The 15,342-nt window shown below is 49.1% G+C and carries 16 protein-coding genes; 15 read left to right on the top strand and 1 reads right to left on the bottom strand.

The genetic code is table 11. From position 1 onward, the window contains the following. The first annotated feature begins 35 nt into the window (after window positions 1-35). Both AC9UFE_RS01310 and holA read left to right on the top strand, forming a co-directional pair. Window positions 36-728 (top strand): hypothetical protein, encoded by a 693-nt coding sequence (locus tag AC9UFE_RS01310; protein ID WP_509545014.1) that lies wholly within the window; start codon window positions 36-38, stop codon window positions 726-728. A gap of 271 nt (window positions 729-999) precedes the next feature. After that, window positions 1,000-1,992: a DNA polymerase III subunit delta gene (gene holA, locus AC9UFE_RS01305; RefSeq protein ID WP_509545011.1), complete on the top strand. Its 993-nt coding sequence runs from the start codon at window positions 1,000-1,002 to the stop codon at window positions 1,990-1,992. Between the two features lie 26 nt (window positions 1,993-2,018). Here holA and rpsT read toward each other — a convergent pair whose 3' ends face one another. After that, window positions 2,019-2,282 carry a 30S ribosomal protein S20 gene (rpsT, locus tag AC9UFE_RS01300; RefSeq protein ID WP_509545009.1) on the bottom strand — a complete coding sequence of 88 codons (264 nt, stop codon included), beginning with the start codon at window positions 2,280-2,282 and terminating at the stop codon, window positions 2,019-2,021. A 148-nt stretch (window positions 2,283-2,430) separates the two neighbouring features. Here rpsT and lepA point away from each other — a divergent pair, with 148 nt between their 5' ends. The 13 genes from lepA (at window position 2,431) to AC9UFE_RS01235 (ending at window position 15,293) form a co-directional block, all read left to right on the top strand. Next, complete coding sequence (lepA, locus tag AC9UFE_RS01295) at window positions 2,431-4,290, top strand: translation elongation factor 4 (protein WP_509545008.1); 1,860 nt, start codon at window positions 2,431-2,433, stop codon at window positions 4,288-4,290. Next, window positions 4,291-5,523: a radical SAM family heme chaperone HemW gene (gene hemW / locus AC9UFE_RS01290; protein ID WP_509545005.1), complete on the top strand. Its 1,233-nt coding sequence runs from the start codon at window positions 4,291-4,293 to the stop codon at window positions 5,521-5,523. It abuts the gene before it with no gap. A 71-nt stretch (window positions 5,524-5,594) separates the two neighbouring features. Beyond that, the gene (hrcA, locus tag AC9UFE_RS01285) at window positions 5,595-6,617 is read left to right on the top strand and encodes a heat-inducible transcriptional repressor HrcA (protein WP_509545002.1); all 1,023 of its coding nucleotides are present in this window, start codon (window positions 5,595-5,597) and stop codon (window positions 6,615-6,617) included. A gap of 3 nt (window positions 6,618-6,620) precedes the next feature. After that, on the top strand, window positions 6,621-7,688 hold the full coding sequence (gene dnaJ / locus AC9UFE_RS01280; protein WP_509544999.1) for a molecular chaperone DnaJ: 1,068 nt from the start codon (window positions 6,621-6,623) through the stop codon (window positions 7,686-7,688). Then, window positions 7,681-8,421, top strand: coding sequence for a 16S rRNA (uracil(1498)-N(3))-methyltransferase (locus tag AC9UFE_RS01275; RefSeq protein WP_509544996.1), 741 nt, complete (start codon window positions 7,681-7,683; stop codon window positions 8,419-8,421). The genes dnaJ and AC9UFE_RS01275 overlap by 8 nt, the downstream gene beginning before the upstream one ends. A gap of 26 nt (window positions 8,422-8,447) precedes the next feature. After that, complete coding sequence (locus AC9UFE_RS01270; protein ID WP_509544993.1) at window positions 8,448-8,786, top strand: HIT domain-containing protein; 339 nt, start codon at window positions 8,448-8,450, stop codon at window positions 8,784-8,786. Continuing rightward, on the top strand, window positions 8,783-9,739 hold the full coding sequence (locus AC9UFE_RS01265; RefSeq protein WP_509544990.1) for a PhoH family protein: 957 nt from the start codon (window positions 8,783-8,785) through the stop codon (window positions 9,737-9,739). The genes AC9UFE_RS01270 and AC9UFE_RS01265 overlap by 4 nt, the downstream gene beginning before the upstream one ends. Next, window positions 9,740-10,213: an rRNA maturation RNase YbeY gene (gene ybeY, locus AC9UFE_RS01260; RefSeq protein WP_509544987.1), complete on the top strand. Its 474-nt coding sequence runs from the start codon at window positions 9,740-9,742 to the stop codon at window positions 10,211-10,213. It begins immediately after the preceding gene. Next, window positions 10,200-11,018: a hemolysin family protein gene (locus AC9UFE_RS01255; RefSeq protein WP_509544985.1), complete on the top strand. Its 819-nt coding sequence runs from the start codon at window positions 10,200-10,202 to the stop codon at window positions 11,016-11,018. Before ybeY ends, AC9UFE_RS01255 begins: the two co-directional genes overlap by 14 nt. Beyond that, complete coding sequence (era, locus tag AC9UFE_RS01250; RefSeq protein ID WP_509544982.1) at window positions 11,011-11,904, top strand: GTPase Era; 894 nt, start codon at window positions 11,011-11,013, stop codon at window positions 11,902-11,904. Before AC9UFE_RS01255 ends, era begins: the two co-directional genes overlap by 8 nt. Before the next feature lie 123 nt (window positions 11,905-12,027). Continuing rightward, complete coding sequence (gene leuA / locus AC9UFE_RS01245; RefSeq protein ID WP_509544979.1) at window positions 12,028-13,764, top strand: 2-isopropylmalate synthase; 1,737 nt, start codon at window positions 12,028-12,030, stop codon at window positions 13,762-13,764. A 39-nt stretch (window positions 13,765-13,803) separates the two neighbouring features. Next, entirely contained in the window at window positions 13,804-14,529 is a 726-nt protein-coding gene (recO, locus tag AC9UFE_RS01240) for a DNA repair protein RecO (RefSeq protein WP_509544976.1), read from the top strand. Continuing rightward, window positions 14,526-15,293: an isoprenyl transferase gene (locus AC9UFE_RS01235; RefSeq protein ID WP_509544973.1), complete on the top strand. Its 768-nt coding sequence runs from the start codon at window positions 14,526-14,528 to the stop codon at window positions 15,291-15,293. Before recO ends, AC9UFE_RS01235 begins: the two co-directional genes overlap by 4 nt. Window positions 15,294-15,342: the final 49 nt, after the last annotated feature.

The raw sequence follows: 15,342 nt of genomic DNA, 5'->3' as shown, positions 1-15,342 counted from the left end.
CTACAATTTTGAGAAACAAATATGAGGGGGATGAATTGCCTAAGAAACTTGGATTGATCCTAATTCTAACCCTTACCCTGACTGGGTGCGCAGGGGCTGGGGATTCAAACGGGCCTTTGCCTGAGACTAGCGAGACATCAGCCATTGATGTCACTTCACAGGCCGAAGATCTGTTGCTTGAAATAGATGATTTTCCATTTGAACCAGCAAGACAATCGTCATCAAACCTTGACGATTTCAATCTATATTTCGCTGAAACTCTTGCCGATAACAATGGGTGTGCTGAATCCTTAAGTCTTCATGAGCAGGTCTCTAAGTTCAATCTTTTAGTTTCAAGGGAGTCTGGATTCGACCAAGAATTTGCATTCTTCGGTCAATGGGTCTTTGAGGTTGATTCTTCCTATGAGGCATCTCAGTTGGTCGACAGCTTTGCCGCAGATTATTTCAACCAGCAGTGCGCGGACACCCTACAGTTGGGCTATTACGAGCAAATTTCAGCCACTGATTTCTTGCCTGTCGGGTTCAAGGGGCATGCTTGGGTAGCCGTCGGCATCGCGGGGGACCCTGGACTCTCTTTAACGCGAAGCATTTCAAATAATGGCAGGTTCATAATGTTTGTCGCTAGCATGACAACAATTGACAACGAAAGCGGCTTCACAACAAATGTCTCAGGTGAGTCTGCTGGGATCGCAGCTCAGGCATTTTCAGATTTGAAATTACCGGACTGATTTAATTATATCTAGCTCTCCTCGGAGAGAAAGACAGGCCCCCAAATTATCTCAGGGCAAAACGGGCAATCTTTATAAGTCTCGCCTTCGAACATTATCCAATTCCAGCCACACTTTGCACACTCAATTTCAGTCATGCTTAACAGACTCGCAGAATTTCCTCGGTCCAGAGTCTAGTTTTCCACAGATCGAAAACATCATGTCAACTGAACCAGAGATCTAGAGAAGATTGAATTATCGCCCCTGTGACTTCAATGGCTAGGCTAATTGGGTGGGTAAAGCAAAGCAGGTTTCTTGGCGAGACGCCAAAGCGGCGCCAATGGTTTTTGTGTCTGGGCCGGAAGATTACCTGGCCGATTGTGCCATTCGCACGATTAGAGACCAGCTGAGAAAAAAAGACACTGGTCTTGAGGTGCACGAAATTGCTGCCGCCGATTATTCAACTGGACAACTCGACGCTCTGGCTAGCCCGTCTTTGTTTATGGAGCCGAGACTGCTAATTATTAGCGGTGTTGAAAAATGCAGCGATGCACTAATTGACGATGGCTTGGCACTTCTTGAAAACCCGCAAACTGAAACAACCGTAATCTTGCGCCATAACTCATCAAGCGTTCGGGGTAAGAAACTTGTCGATGCCATAAGACTTAGTGATGCCGCCATTGAAATTGCCTGCGCCAAGATCGACAAGGACAGCGATAGGGCGGCATTTATTCAAGCTGAGTTCGCAGCTGCTGGCAGAAAAGTAGCACCTGGAGCAGTTAGGGCTTTATCTGATGCCTTTGCTGATGACCTCTCAGAGCTTGCCGCTGCTTGCACCCAGTTGCTTTCTGACCAAAGCGAAAGCATCGATGAAGCAATGGTCGATAAGTATTACGGGGGAAGAGTTGAAACCAGCGCCTTCAAAGTTGCCGATGCTGCTCTTGCTGGGCAATCGGCAGAAGCGCTAGCTCTACTTAGACACGTGATTGCTACCGGCGCAGACCCAGTTCCAGTTGTTGCTGCATTTGCGATGAAGGTTCGCCTGATGGCCAAGGTCTATGGAAACAAGTATGCAAGTGCTTCAACAGTTGGAGCACAACCCTGGCAGATCCAGCGAGCACAGAAGGATTTGGCAGGCTGGAGTGAAGAGGGTTTAGCAGAGGCCGTTATGGCAGTTGCCACCGCCGATGCTGCAGTCAAGGGAATGGAGCGCGATACGGTGTTTGCGCTTGAGAAGCTTGTGCTGCTGCTATCCAACAGAGGGCAAAAAAGTACCGAGGTCTAATGACCTCGGTAAGTTTCTAAAGATCTTTACTTGAGCCCAGCAACCTTCTTGGCAAGGGCTGACTTGCGGTTAGCAGCCTGGGACTTGTGAATAACGCCCTTGGATACTGCCTTATCAAGCTTGCGGCTTGCAACCTTTAGTGCGGCTGCGGCAACTGCCTTGTCACCGGAAACGGTGGCTTCACGGGCTGCGCGAACAACAGTCTTTAGCTCACTTTTTACTGCGCGATTACGCTCAGTGGCCTTGATGTTCGTGCCAATACGCTTGACCTGAGATTTGATATTTGCCATTTATTTTTCTTTCGTTTTGGGGAAACCCAACTTTGACAAGCTTACTAGCTGGTCCCCGCCTAGGGCAACCAGCAATAGAGCACTAGTTGGCTAGCGTTATGGGACAATGGAGGCTAGCTTTGACCCCCATAGTTTTAGGAAACTGCCCTTGTCGCCACGCGCTAAATCACAGCTGCAGCCGTCCAAGACGGCTCCAGGGCAAATTCGAAACTTCTGCATAATTGCCCACATCGACCACGGAAAGTCGACTTTGGCTGACCGCATGCTTCAGCTAACCGGGGTTGTGGATGATCGGTCAATGCGGGCCCAGTACTTAGACCGTATGGACATTGAGCGTGAACGAGGCATCACCATTAAGTCCCAGGCAGTTCGTATGCCGTGGGAAGTCGACGGTGAAGTATTTGCCTTAAACATGATTGACACCCCAGGCCACGTTGACTTTACCTATGAGGTCTCAAGATCCCTTGCTGCTTGTGAGGGAGCGGTGTTGCTGGTTGACGCAGCACAAGGCATCGAAGCACAGACCCTCGCGAATCTATACCTCGCGATGGAAAACGAGCTGACTATCATTCCGGTTCTAAACAAGATCGATCTTCCTGCAGCGCAGCCTGACAAGTACGCCGAAGAGCTAGCAAGCCTTATCGGAGGAGACCCGGCTGATTGCCTAAGAGTTTCGGGTAAGACAGGCGTTGGAGTATCGGAGCTTTTAGACAAGATCATTGCCACGGTTCCCGCTCCGGTTGGCGACGCGAATGCTCCTGCTAGAGCAATGATTTTTGACTCGGTTTATGACAGCTACCGCGGTGTTGTGACTTACATCCGAATGATTGATGGATCGCTCTCACCTAGGGAAAAGATTCAGATGATGTCCACTCGTGCCGTCCACGAGTTACTAGAAATTGGCGTTAGCTCTCCAGAGCCAGAACCAACCAAGGGGTTAGGCGTTGGAGAAGTTGGCTATTTGATTACGGGTGTGAAAGATGTTCGTCAATCCAAGGTTGGTGACACTGTAACTACCGTTGCAAAGCCAGCAACCGAGGCACTAACTGGCTACTCAGAACCTTTGCCTATGGTTTTCTCCGGTGTCTACCCAATTGATGGCTCAGACTATCCAGATCTTCGTGAAGCACTAGATCGACTAAAACTCTCTGATGCTGCTTTGGTCTATGAACCCGAGACTTCCGTTGCTTTGGGCTTTGGTTTCCGCTGTGGCTTTTTGGGCCTGCTGCATCTAGAGATTGTTACCGAAAGACTTGAACGCGAATTTGGTCTTCAGCTAATTGCAACAGCGCCTTCGGTTGTATATCAGGTCACGCTCGAAGACGGTAAAGAGGTGACAGTTACTAACCCAAGCGAGTTCCCAACTGGCAAGATTAAGAAAGTTTTGGAACCGATGGTTAAGGCCACAATTTTGGCGCCAAAGGACTACGTTGGCACAATCATGGAGCTTTGTCAGTCTCGTCGAGGCGTCATTATTGACATGCAGTATCTAGGTGAAGATAGGGTGCAGCTTCGATACACGCTTCCACTCGCTGAGATTGTTTTTGACTTTTTTGATCAACTAAAGAGCAAGACGCAAGGTTACGGATCTTTGGACTACGAAGAAGTGGGTTTAGCCGAGGGTGATTTGGTGAAAGTTGATCTGCTATTACAAGGAGAGCAGGTTGACGCGTTTAGCGCCATTGTTCATAAAGACAAGGCCTACGCCTACGGTGTGATGATTACCGGCAAGCTTCGTGAACTAATTCCTAGGCAGCAATTTGAAGTTCCAATTCAAGCCGCTATCGGAGCGCGAATTATCGCTCGTGAATCAATTCGTGCTGTTCGAAAAGACGTGCTTGCCAAATGCTACGGAGGAGATATTTCTCGTAAGCGGAAGCTTTTGGAGAAGCAAAAAGAAGGTAAGAAGCGCATGAAGATGGTTGGGCGAGTGGAAGTGCCTCAGGAAGCCTTCATTGCCGCACTTTCCTCAGATGGCGAAAAAAAGGGCGAAAAGAAGGCTAAGTAATTGGCAGCCCCTCTTCCAGTTGGCGACAAGCCTCCAGAAAACGGTTTCTTTACTGCATCGGAGATCCTGGGTTCGGAATCCAGATCTTTTCACGCCTACGTGCACATTCCCTTTTGCACAGTCAAGTGTGGCTACTGCGATTTCAATACTTACACTTCCAGTGAACTTGGAACCTTGAAGCAAAGCGATTTTGCGGCGACACTTATCGGTGAAATCATCCTTTCCGCAAAGATTCTGCAGCAATCAAATGTCACCCCAAGAAAGCTCAAGACAGTCTTTTTTGGTGGCGGAACGCCATCGCTACTTCCCGCAGCTGATCTAATCGCCATTTTGGATGAGCTCGAATCTAAGTTCGGGTTTCAAAGTGATGCTGAGATTACCTTTGAGGCTAACCCTGATTCTGTAACAAGAGAAAGCTTGAGCGCGCTAAAGGACGCAGGCTTCACTCGAATTTCAATTGGAATGCAGTCAGCTGTTCCAGATGTTTTGAAGACACTGGAGCGAACTCACAATCCTGAAAACGTTGCTATTGCCCTAGACATTGCCAAATCTCTTGGCTTTAGAACTTCGTTGGACCTAATCTTTGGAGCGCCAGGGGAGACATTGCAGCAGTGGGAGCAAACCATTCGTCAGGTTATTGATTTAGATCCTGGACACCTATCTGCGTACTCGTTGATTGTTGAGCCTGGCACAAAGCTTGCTCGGCAGATTAGTTCGGGTGAGCTAGCAGATGTAGATGAAGATCTGCAAGCAGACAAGTATGAGCTTGCAGACAAGTTACTTTCTGAAGCCGGTTACAGCTGGTACGAGATAAGTAATTGGTCCAAGTCGGAAGATCTAAAGTCCAATCACAACCTTGCTTACTGGAGCGGGCAAGACTGGTGGGGTTATGGGCCAGGTGCTCATTCTCACCTGGGATCGGTTCGCTGGTGGAATCACAAGCACCCACTTAGCTACGCGAATCTTCTTGAGAAGAACACATCTCCAGCAGCTGGCAGAGAGCAGCTAGATAGCGAAACCGCTGCCCTGGAGCGTATTTTGCTTGAGTCTCGAACTTCAGCTGGAATGTCAATCGATCAGATCAAGAAACTTCAGCCAGGTAGCGAACTAGCAATCTCGCAACTTATTGCCGACGGCTTGATTGAAGGGCCACAAGCAATTGCAGGGAAGCTGCTTTTGACCCTCAAGGGACGCTTGCTTGCCGACGCAGTTGTTAGAGCGCTTTCCAACTGACACTTATTTACCTGTAGCGGGTAATATTGGCACTCATAAGCAATGAGTGCTAACTAGGTAGGTGATTGAGCTTGATTTCGGAAAGACCCCTCGAGGTTCTAAAAGCAATCGTGCAAGATTACATCCAGAGCAATGAGCCAGTTGGTTCCAAGTCTTTAGTTGAGCGCCACTCCTTTGGAGTTTCGGCAGCCACCATCCGAAACGATATGGCGATACTCGAAGAAGAAGAGCTAATTGCCGCCCCACACACCTCGAGTGGTCGAGTGCCAACAGATAAGGGGTATCGCTTATTTGTTGATCGACTAAATGAAGTCAAGCCAATTAGCAATGCTGAGCGCGCCGCCATTGAGGGCTTCATGTCAAAAAGTTCTGACCTTGACGAAACACTAAGCCAAACGGCACGCTTACTTTCCCAGCTAACAAATGAGATTGCACTTGTGCAGTATCCAAGCCTTGGCAAAGCATCCGTTAGGCACATTGAGCTAATCGCCATAGACGAGAAGCGACTTCTTTTGATGCTGATTACCGACTCTGGTCGAATTCAGCAGCACGTAATGGAGGTAGCTTCTGGTTACGAGGCGGCAGTAGTTGAAAAACTTCGCAACTTCCTAAACGACAAAGTCGCTGGTAAGCCGCTTTCTCAGGTGAACAAAACTCTTCGCTCGTCCAAAGATGAAATTGAGAGCCCACTGCAGGTACTAGCTAACACTGTGATTCCAGAGGTCGCATTACTGGTTGACGCCAATAGCCAGGAAAAGATTCTTCTTGCAGGAACCTCCAACTTGGCAAAGAGACAGGGAGAATTTCCTGGAAGCATCTCACCGGTTTTAGAAGCAATTGAAGAGCAGGTGGTTTTACTGAAGTTGATTTCTGAGATGCAGGCAGATCAACACGGTGTCTCATTACGTATTGGTAGAGAGAACACCGTTGACGCACTTTTGAATACTTCAGTTTTGGTTTCAGGTTACGAGAACCAGGGAAGCGAAGTAGCGAAGGTCGGGGTAATTGGTCCAACCAGAATGGACTACTCATCCAACATCGGTGCTGTTCGAGCGGTTGCTAGGTATCTCACTCAATCTCTTGGAGGACTCTAACTCTTGGCAGATCATTACGAGACTCTTGGCGTTTCCAGAACCGCATCATCAGAAGAAATAAAAAAGGCATACAGAAAACTGGCCCGCGAGTTGCACCCGGATGTCAACGATTCCGATGCTGCTCAAGAGCGCTTCAAGTTGGTGACACATGCTTATGAGGTTTTAGGTGATGACCAAGCAAGGCGTAGATACGATTCCGGTGGTGACTCGCAGAGCTTTGGCTTTGGAGACATTTTCGAGACATTCTTTGGTGGCGGACAGCGCGGACCTCGTTCTAGAGCCGAAAGAGGTCAAGATGCGCTGCTTCGAGTTGAGCTAAGTTTCGAAGAAGCAATTTTTGGAGTTGAGAAGTCAATACCGGTGGATACAGCTGTGCTTTGCGATACCTGTAATGGAAGTTGTGCAAAGCCTGGAACCAGCCCAAGAGTTTGTGACATCTGCCACGGGAGCGGTCAGGTCCAGACCCAGGTTCGTTCACTTCTTGGCGCGATGGTCACAACAAGCCCATGTGGATCTTGTCGAGGCTACGGCCATGTTATCCCAGAGCCTTGTTTAGATTGTCGTGGCCAAGGAAGAGTCAGGGCTAGAAGAGATATTGAACTCAAAATTCCAGCTGGTGTTGAAGATGGAATTAGGTTGCAGCTTTCTGGCTCCGGTGAAGTTGGATTTGGCGGTGGCCCAAGCGGAGATCTTTACGTTGACATTTCTATTGCCCCGCATCAGCTTTACGGTAGATCCGGTGACGAGCTAACCTGTGAGCTCGAACTCCCACTCCACGAAGCAGCACTTGGAACGCTGGTAACGATCAAAACTTTCGACGGGGAAATTGAGTTGCAAATTCCAGCCGGTTCGCAAACCGGTGATACGGTCAGCGTCAAAGGAAAAGGATTTGGCAGGCTTCGGCAGTCCGGCCGAGGGGATTTAGTTGTGACCCTTTCGGTAAAGATTCCAACCAAGCTGGACTCGAAGCAAAAAGAACTCTTTAGAACATTGGCCGGAATGCGAAAAGCCGACACCGCAGGCCTCGTTCCTAGAAAGTCAGGCGCGTTCCAGGGCAGACGTCGTGGTTGAGCCACTGTTTATTTCACCCATTCCTTCTGACACAAAATCTGGCTCCAAGATCAGAATTGCTGGCGCTGAAGCAAAACACGCAATGTCTGTTCGTAGACTGCAAGTCGGAGAGGCCATTTCTGTTTCGGACGGTCAGGGTAACAAAGCCCGGGGCAAAGTGAGCCTGCTCTCGAAGGATTTATTGGAGCTGGATGTTGAATCAGTTGAAAAGATCGAAAGGCCCAAGCCGCAGCTTATTTTGGTCCAGGCTTTAGCCAAGGGGGATCGCGACGAAATGGCAGTGCAGGCCTGCACTGAGCTTGGCATTCAAACAGTCATTCCCTGGCAGAGCGAGAGATCAGTATCAATCTGGAAACCTGAAAAACAAGACAAGCACCGCTTGCGTTGGCAAACAATCGCAACTGAGGCTGCCAAGCAATCTCTTCGCCCCTTTATCCCTGAGGTTGAGAGGGTTTTGGGAACACTTGAGCTAACAGAGCGCCTAAAGCAGTTCGACCTAACGCTTGTTTTGGACCCTACATCCAGTACTGCACTCACCAGCCTGCCCCTTTTGGGACACCAATCGATAGCTATAGTTGTCGGCCCGGAAGGCGGCATTAGTCCGCAAGAACTTGACCAGTTTCGCTCCGCCGGATTGAACCTGGTTGGTCTTGGAAGCGGCATTTTGAGAACTTCAACGGCTGGAGTGGCGGTAGTTTCCTACCTGCAAGCAACCCTTGGAAATTGGAGCTAGGGCTAGCTAAAACTAGACTGAATTACATGACAGAAGCCCCATGCATCTTTTGCAAAATTGTTTCCGGCGATATTGCCTCCGACAAAATTGCGGAAACTGCAAATACCTTGGCCTTTCGGGACATTGCTCCGCTATCTAAAGTCCACCTGTTAGTTATTCCAAAAAAGCATTACAAAGATGTTGTTGAGCTCTCGGAATCCTCCCCGGCAGTACTCGGAGAACTGATGTCACAGGCAACGAAATTGGCTAAAGAACACACCAATGGCTCTTTCAAGTTACAGTTCAATACCGGCAGCGAAGCCGGTCAGACCATTTTTCATGCCCACGCTCACGTTTTATCAGATAACTCAAAGGACGGCTCTTGACATCATCCGAATCTAAAGATTCAAAAACTGTCGTAATAGAAATTTCCGGTGTTGACCCCATATTCGTGTTTGGGCCTGAAGACAAACTACTTAGAACTATCGAGGAAAGCTTCCCCGATGTTCGCTTCACAGCTCGCGGCAACGAGATTGAAATTTCTGGACCTGTTGCAACTGTTGCTCTAGCTGAGCAGCGCTTGAGGCAGATTATCTCGGCAGTTTCTTCTGGCAGGGAAGTTACCCCAGCAGATCTAAAAAGAACTGAACCTGATCTTCTCTCGCAGAGCATTCTTAGCTCCAGGGGAAAGTCCATCAGGCCAAAAACCGCTGGGCAAAAAGAGTACGTCGAGTCAATAGATAAAAACACCATTGTTTTTGGGATTGGTCCTGCTGGAACGGGAAAGACCTACCTTGCTATGGCAAAGGCCGTGCAGGCCCTTCAGCGCAAGGAAGTGTCGAGAATCATATTGACCAGGCCAGCAGTTGAAGCTGGAGAGCGCCTTGGTTTTCTTCCAGGAACCCTCAGCGAAAAAATTGACCCTTATCTAAGACCTTTATTTGACGCCCTACACGAAATGCTCGATCCCGATGCGGTTCCACGGATGATTGCTACCGGAACTATCGAGGTGGCACCGCTTGCCTACATGCGAGGCCGAACCCTGAATGATTCATTCATCATCTTGGACGAGGCTCAAAACACCACGGCAGAGCAGATGAAGATGTTCCTAACTCGATTGGGCTTCAATTCAAAGATGATTGTCACAGGAGACATTACTCAAGTGGACTTGCAAGGAGGAGTGTCTGGATTACGGGTAGCCTCTAGAGTTCTTACCAACGTTGACGACGTTTACTTCTCTCAAATGAGCTCCGCGGATGTCATTAGACATCCACTGGTTGGAAAAATCGTAGACGCCTACGATCGCGCCGATGCTGCAAACCCCAAGAAGGCCAACTAGTTGAGCATTGAAATCAGCAACGAAACCGAATTTGCTATTGATGAAGTTCGGGTTCTTCGCCTTGCCGAGTTTGCCCTAGACCGTATGAAAATAGATCCAGCCGCTGAGTTAGCAATTATTTTTGTTGACGAACCAGCGATGGAGCAATTGCATTTGCAGTGGATGGATGAGCCAGGTCCAACAGATGTGCTGAGCTTTCCGATGGACGAGCTTCGCCCAGGAACGGAGTCAGACCCAACACCTCCTGGACTACTCGGGGATATTGTTATCTGCCCAACCGTGGCGCAAAAGCAAGCGGTCACCGCTGGTCATGAAACAATCAATGAGGTCTTGCTGCTAACTACCCACGGAGTGTTGCACCTATTGGGCTTTGATCACGCAGAACCAGAGGAAGAACTTGAGATGTTTGGCATTCAGAAGTCAATATTGAAGGCCTACTACGAAAGCGAGAGCAGTCAACTTGTCGGAGAGTAACAGGTTTGCCTTTATTGGCAAAGTATTCGCAAAGAAGCAGGTGGACGCCACCGAGGCGGAAGAGTATGAGCAAGAACTCATTGACTCAGTCGAAGACTTCTCAGAAACCATTACCCGGGAGGTAATGATTCCAAGAATTGACATCGCGACCATCACTGCCGAGTCAAATCTAGACAGTGCGATGACCATGTTCTTGTATAGCGGATACTCGCGCCTACCCGTTACCGGCAAGAACACCGATGACATAGTGGGAATTCTGTATCTCAAGGATGTAGCGAAGATTTTGCACGAGACCCCAAAGATCATGTTTGAAAAAACAGCTGAAGATCTAGCCAGGTCCGCTATTTTTGTCCCCGAGTCCAAACCCCTAAAAGACCTCTTGCAGGAAATGCAAAAAAGCTCCACACACATCGCTGTGGTAATTGATGAGTATGGCGGTGTAGCGGGACTTGTGACCATGGAAGACGTCATTGAAGAGCTAGTTGGTGATATCGCCGATGAGTATGACAAAGAGATTCCAGATGTCGAGAAGCTCGCAGCGGACCTTTATCGAGTAAATGCTCGCTTCTCTCTGTTTGAGCTAGGTGAACTTTTAGAGATAGAGCTAGAAGACGATGACGTTGATTCGGTTGGCGGTTGGCTCACTAAAGGCCTAGGAGCTCTTCCAAAACTTGGCGACCAGATTGTGATTAACGGGCTTGAGCTAACTGCTGACCGCGTTGAAGGTCGAGCAAAGAGATTAGTAACTGTATTAGTGAGAGTATTGGCTGAACCAGATCCCGAGGAACTGTCAACTGATGATTAATGAATTTCGCGCGGGGTTCGTGACCTTTGTGGGTCGACCCAACGTCGGAAAATCCACTCTCACAAACGCTCTGGTGGGCGAGAAGATTGCAATCACGAGCGATAAGCCACAAACCACAAGAAAAGCCATTAGGGGTATTGCTCATCTAGAATCCGGCCAGCTAATTATTGTCGACACCCCGGGTCTTCATCGTCCGAGGACACTGCTTGGTGAAAGACTCAACGACCTTGTTGCCTCAACTCTTGGCGAAGTTGATGTGATTGGCATGTGTTTTCCAGCTGGCGACAAAATTGGTCCAGGGGATAAGTTCATCAACGAGCAGCTAAGTAGCTTTCCAAAAGCCAAGTGCGTGGCAATTGTGACAAAGAGCGAAACAGTTTCCAGAGAAGAATTGGCCAATCAACTGCTCGAGGTTTCTAAGCTTCGTGACTGGAGCGAAATAATTCCGGTGTCTGCGATAGCTGGCTCACAGCTAGATGAACTAGCGAAAATGCTTGTTGGAATGATGCCACTATCTGAAGAGCTTTATCCAAAAGAGACAATCACTGACGAGTCAATTGAATCTAGAATCTGTGAACTAATTCGGGAAGCATCCTTGGAAGGCGTCCGTCATGAATTGCCCCACTCGCTAGCAGTAACCATGGACGAGATGAAAAAACGTGAGAACTCAGAGCTGACGGACATCCACGCCAACATTTTTGTCGAGCGCGACAGCCAAAAAGGAATCGTTCTTGGCAAGGGGGGATCTCGTCTAAAAGACGTTGGAACAAGGGCCCGCAAGGAGATAGAAGCACTAATCGGTGGGCCAGTATTTCTAAGCCTCAGAGTCAAAATTGCTCACGAGTGGCAGCGGGATCCAAAGCAGCTAGGAAAACTGGGCTTTTAAGTGTTAGCCTCTTTTGGTGTTCTCTGAGCTACTACTTAGTGGCCGCGGCGAGGCCTACTAAACGGCCTTCCTCGTCGCGGAGCTTTGTTATAGCCGACTCAGACAATCTTTAGGAGAACACAATTGGAAAACCAACAAAAACCTTCTTCGATGCCGGTGCATCGCTATAAACCCTTCCACGAGCAAATCAAGATTGAGCTCCCGGACCGTACCTGGCCCACCAAGCGCATAGAAAAGCCCCCACGCTGGTGTGCGGTGGATCTTCGTGACGGTAACCAGGCCCTGATCGACCCAATGTCACCAGAGCGCAAACTCAAGATGTTCCAGCTGCTAGTTCGCATGGGCTACAAGGAAATCGAAGTCGGTTTTCCTTCTGCTAGCCAGACCGACTTCGACTTTGTTCGGGTGCTTATAAACGACGGTCACATCCCAGAAGATGTCACTATTCAGGTTCTAACGCAAGCTAGGGATCACCTAATCGAAAGAACCTATGAATCCCTGGTTGGAGCCAAAAACGTAATCGTGCACTTCTATAACTCAACTTCAGTGCTCCAGCGAAAAGTTGTGTTCAACCAGGACAAAGAGGGAATCAAGAAGATTGCCCTGGATGCTGCCAAAAAATGTAAGTCACTAGAGCACATGCTTCCAGGTACCAATGTCTATTACGAGTACTCCCCGGAGAGCTATACCGGAACGGAGCTTGAGTACGCGCTTGAGGTTTGCAACGCGGTTATCGAGGAAATTGCGCCCACTCCGGATCGAAAGATGGTTATAAATCTTCCAGCAACCGTGGAGATGACTACACCAAATGTTTACGCGGACTCAATTGAGTGGATGAGCAGAAGACTCCTAAAGCGCGAGAGCGTAATTTTGTCCCTTCACCCACACAATGACCGTGGAACCGCTATTGCCGCTGCTGAACTTGGATACCTAGCGGGTGCGGACCGCATCGAGGGTTGCCTATTTGGAAACGGTGAGCGCACTGGAAACGTTGACCTGGTGACCCTTGGGTTGAATCTGTTTTCTCAAGGCATTGATCCACAGATTGACTTTGGTGACATCGATGAGATCAAGCGCACCGTTGAGTACTGTAACCAGCTTCCGGTTGCAGAGCGCTCACCGTACGGAGGCGACCTGGTTTACACCGCATTTTCTGGTTCGCACCAAGACGCCATTAAAAAAGGCTTTGAGGCTATGCAGAAAACTGCTACCGAATCAGGCAAAGAGATCTCTGAACTTGAGTGGGCAGTGCCATATCTTCCAATTGACCCAATGGATGTTGGAAGAAGCTACGAAGCTGTCATTCGCGTTAACTCTCAGTCAGGTAAGGGTGGTGTCGCGTACCTATTGAAATCTGATCACTCACTTGACCTTCCAAGAAAGCTTCAGATCGAATTCTCTCGAGTGGTTCAAGGTTTAACCGACAGCGAAGGTGGAGAAGTTAGCTCCGAAAAGCTTTGGGAAATCTTCCAAGACGAGTACCTACCTGCGCCCATGGAAAAGTCCGAGCTGAAATGGGGACGCTTCGAACTCAAGCGCATGAAAACCGAAAGTGAAATGGACGGTGAAGTGAAACTTCAGATCGTCTTGCGTGATGGTGACAAAGAAGTTGAGGCTTCTGGAACTGGAAACGGACCAATTTCTGCTTTCTTGGCAATTCTTGGTGCGCAGGGTGTTGAGACCAGGCTGCTTGATTACATCGAGCACACGATGAGTGCCGGAGGAGACGCCCAGGCGGCTTCATACATCGAGCTAGATATAGCTGGCAAGACCCTCTGGGGCGTTGGAATAGATTCTGACATCGCCACTTCTTCGCTCAAAGCAGTAATTTCGGGCGTAAATCGCGCCATACGTGCTTGAGAAAGCCGCTTCGTCCCTGGCCCGTTAGATACTGGACTAGTGCCTGTTTATCGCGATGAAGCTGTTGTGCTTCGAACTCACAAGCTAGGTGAAGCTGACCGTATCGTCACTTTGCTATCGCGCACCCGCGGTCAAATCAGAGCCGTTGCCAAAGGAGTTCGCCGAACAGCGTCAAAGTTTGGTTCGAGGCTTGAGCCCTTCATGGTTGTCGATGCGCAGTTCTACGAAGGCAAGAATCTAGATATAGTGAACCAAGTTGAAACCATCGGCTCCTATGGCGGATCAATCATTGACGACTATGGAGCGTTTACAGCAGCTAACGCCATGGTGGAAGCAGCTGAGAGGCTCACGATGGAGGAGTCTTCTCCTCAGCAATACCTATTACTTGTTGGAGCACTTCGTTCCCTTGCAACCAAAGAGCACGACTCATCGTTGATTCTGGATTCCTATCTGCTTCGCGCTTTAGCTATTGCCGGGTGGGCACCTAGCTTTGATGACTGTGCGAGGTGTGAGGCCAAAGGTCCGCATTCTGCTTTTGTAATGCAGGTTGGTTCTGTGGTGTGCCAAGAATGCAAGCCAATTGGCGCTGTTTCAATGTCGCTCGAGACAACTGCCCTACTTGGAGCTTTGCTATCTGGCGACTGGGAACTGGCGGAGAATTCCGCTCCGAGCGCCAGAGCAAACGCATCGGGTATCGTAGCTGCGTATAGTCAGTGGCATATAGAGCGCGGTCTAAAATCAATGCCCCACGTCGAAAGAGCATGATGGAGTTTCAGCCAGTAGCCAAAAAGGGCATCAAGGTTCCCAAGTTTTCCCAGGTTCCAAAGCACATCGCAATTGTCATGGACGGTAATGGTCGTTGGGCAAATAAGCGAGGCCTTACCAGAGTTGAAGGACACAGAGCCGGCGAGGCTGCACTTCTTGACGTGGTTGCAGGAGCGATTGAGGCCGGTGTTTCGGAATTATCTGTTTTTGCATTCTCTACCGAGAACTGGAAACGCTCACCTGAAGAAGTTAGATTCCTAATGGGTTTTAACAAAGAGGTACTTAGAGCTCGCAGAGATCAACTAAACAACTGGGGCGTAAAGATTCGCTGGGTTGGTAGAAGACCAAAGCTTTGGGCCAGCGTAATTGATGAGCTTGAAGAGGCGCAGCGGATGACCAAGAAGAACAAGGTTCTAACTTTGACTATGTGCGTGAACTACGGTTCACGAATTGAGATCGTCGATACCGTAAATGAGATCACGCAGCTTGTTGCAAAAAAGAAACTCAAGGCCGGATCGGTAACCGAGAACAGTTTTGGCAAACTGCTTTCTACAAACCCACTCAAGGATGTCGACCTTTTTGTCAGGTCATCGGGGGAGAAGCGCATGTCTAATTTCCTGCTGTGGCAAAGCGCCTACGCCGAGCTGGTGTTTAGTGAAGTGCTCTGGCCAGATTTTGACCGCCAGGAGCTCTGGCGGGCAATAGAGCAGTATTCGACTAGGCAGCGCCGCTTTGGGGCTGCAATCGATAGCCCTAAGGGCTAACTAGCCAACTAAACTGGGGTTCAGCCTTAGTTCAGGCTTTATCTATTCT

This window comes from Rhodoluna sp., from assembly GCF_044239955.1.
GTDB lineage: Bacteria > Actinomycetota > Actinomycetes > Actinomycetales > Microbacteriaceae > Rhodoluna.
The sequence above is the reverse complement of the archived record's forward strand: the minus strand, read 5'-3'. Positions and strand labels throughout refer to the sequence as shown.

Bases quoted from the DNA above. Each gene is read 5' to 3' on its own strand.
- rpsT (WP_509545009.1), bottom strand. From the start codon at position 2,282: ATGGCAAATATCAAATCTCAGGTCAAGCGTATTGGCACGAACATCAAG.
- AC9UFE_RS01270 (WP_509544993.1), top strand. From the start codon at position 8,448: ATGACAGAAGCCCCATGCATCTTTTGCAAAATTGTTTCCGGCGATATT.
- era (WP_509544982.1), top strand. From the start codon at position 11,011: ATGATTAATGAATTTCGCGCGGGGTTCGTGACCTTTGTGGGTCGACCC.
- AC9UFE_RS01235 (WP_509544973.1), top strand. From the start codon at position 14,526: ATGATGGAGTTTCAGCCAGTAGCCAAAAAGGGCATCAAGGTTCCCAAG.